Consider the following 2,274-nt stretch of genomic DNA (forward strand, 5'->3'; position numbering starts at 1 on the left):
GCGGTGAAAGCGTCGTGCTCCCCGGCCAGCGTCCACCGCAGGAGGGCGTTCAGGCTGGGGTCGGCCCTCCCCTCCCGGTCGGTGACGGCCGAGGTCAGGAACACCCGCGCCTCCCCGAAGTCGGCCTCGGCGTCCCGCAGCAGGTTCCCCAGTCCCAGGGTCCGTTCCGCCCACACGCGCTGGTCGGTCTCCCCGGGCGCGATGGCCGTGCCCCGCACCAGGTCGCCGCGCGTGACCACCACCGCGAGGCGGGCCTGGCGCAGTCCCCGCCCGCCCCGGCGCCGGGCCAGCATCCGGTACTGTCGCCGGATCTCGTCGCGCACCGCCCCGTAGGCCAGTTCCGGATCGCGGGTGTGCGACCGGTCCCCGGCCAGCCGGGCCCTCTCCCGCGTGGTCAGCGAACGCCACACCGACTCGATCCCCAACGGGTCCACCGCCAGCACGAACGTCGTCGCCCGGCCCAGGTAGGCCAGCTCCTCGACGGTCGCCGACCGGTTGAACCGCTCGCCCGCCGCGTCGAACAGCTGCATGAGCAGTGTCCTGCCGCTCGCGCCCACCCGCACCGTCAGCCCCCGCACCTCGCGGCCCGGGGGAGTGGGCGCGGTCCGGGACCCGGCCGCGAGCACCCGCTCGCCCTCCCGAAGCCGCCGCACCGTCTCCTCGCCCACCGGCTCCACGTACGCCTCCGGCGCCCGGCGCGCGGCCTGAGCCAGCGCCAGGTTCATAGCGGTCACCAGCCGCGTCTTGCCCGCGCCCGTGCCCCCGAACAGCGGCAGCACGAACTCCCTGGCCTCGCCCGGACGGTGCTCCAGCCCCCGGTCGCAGTGCGGACACCGCGCCTCCAGGTCGGCCGAACCCAGCAGGAGCAGCGTGGGCAGGCGCGCTCCGCACAGGCACTCCCGCCGCCACAGCCCCCGCCCGCCGGGGCGTATGGCGCCGTGCCGCCGACCGCAGCGCGCGCACAGGTAGGCCGGGTAACCCAGCCGCAGGAAGCACCCCGGGCACACCATGCGGATCCGGCGCACCAGCAGCAGTCCCGAGTCCGCGAGCCGCAGCGCTCCGACGGCGGTCCACGCCGCGGCCAGATAGAGGCCCACCACCAGGGCGTGGGCCAGGAACTGCGGCAGCAGGAACACGCTCCAGGGCGCCGCGGCCCCCCAGTTGTGCGCCACCACCGCGCGCAGGTCCCACCAGGCCGGACCGCCGTGGTAGGCCAGGTGCGCGGGGTCGTCGCGGGTGCCGGGCAGCGGCTCGTCCGGGTGGTCGCCCGCCCACATCACCTCGCGCACACGGCGCAGGTAGGAGAGCACCAGCACGCACCACCCGGCGAGGAGGGCGGCACCTCCCCCGAGCACCACGGCGCTCACCAGTCCCGCGAGCAGCCACCACCGCAGCAGGTAGACGACCACCAGGCCCAGGCCCGCAGCGGCGGCGACCAGGAGCGCCACCCCCATCTGCGCGCCGCCGTCGTCGCGCCGCGACCGCGCCGCACGCCCCGCGGACGCCGCCCGCCTGAGCGCCGACCACCCCGTGAGCGCGCTCCGCCCTCCGGAGGCCGCCCGCCTCGGCGCAGACCGCCCCGCGGACGCCGCCCCCCTCATGACCGCCGCTCGCCCGACCGCGAACCCAGTCCCAGGAACCCGCGCCCGCGCGGTTCGCGCGAGCGCTGCGCCCACTCGTCGAAACCGGCCGCGGACTCGCGCGGCAGCTGTCTGCGCATCCTCGCCAGGTGGCGCCGCCGCCACCCGCCCACGGCCGGTGCGAGCACCGACGCGTCCAGGTGCCCGGCCCGCCGGTGCCCAGCCAGGATCCGGTGCCTCGTCGCCCGGTAGACCAGGGCTGCCGTGGCCGTGTCCGGACGGTCGTCGGCCAGCCGGGCCGACACCGCCTCGCCGTAGGCCTCGAACACCTGCGCCGGGCAGTCCCGCAGGGCCTCGGCCAGCAGCGAGCACTGACACCATCCCAACAGCACGCGCACCACCAGCCGCCAGGCCACCTCCTCCACCGCCGGATGGGCTCCCCGCACGGCCGCGTACACGGCGGCGAGCCGGTCGTGCGCACGGTCCTCCCCGGCCGCGCGCAGTGCGACCAGGGACGGGCGGACCTCCGACCACTCCACGACGACCCGTCGGCCGGAATCGGGAAGCCGGGTCCGCAACCAGTGCCGGGACACCTCGTCCACCAGCTCACGCCACGTCCGCTCCTGGCCCGCCCCGGGGGGCGCCGCCATCGCCTCGGCCACCCAGCCGCCCACCCCCGGCGCCACCAGGACCC

At 77.1% G+C, this 2,274-nt stretch carries 2 protein-coding genes; both read right to left on the bottom strand.

Going from position 1 to position 2,274, the window contains the following annotated elements; genetic code table 11:
* Positions 1–1,454, bottom strand: a 1,454-nt coding sequence (locus DQW06_RS26910) for a hypothetical protein (protein WP_232833174.1), incomplete at its 3' end; no start/stop codon positions are given.
* 143 nt (positions 1,455–1,597) lie between these two features.
* Positions 1,598–2,274 (bottom strand): GTPase-associated protein 1-related protein (locus DQW06_RS26915; protein ID WP_255418272.1); only part of this gene is annotated, 677 nt, incomplete at its 5' end.

Source organism: Nocardiopsis sp. TNDT3, from assembly GCF_003427465.1.
In the GTDB taxonomy this organism is placed as follows: domain Bacteria; phylum Actinomycetota; class Actinomycetes; order Streptosporangiales; family Streptosporangiaceae; genus Nocardiopsis; species Nocardiopsis dassonvillei.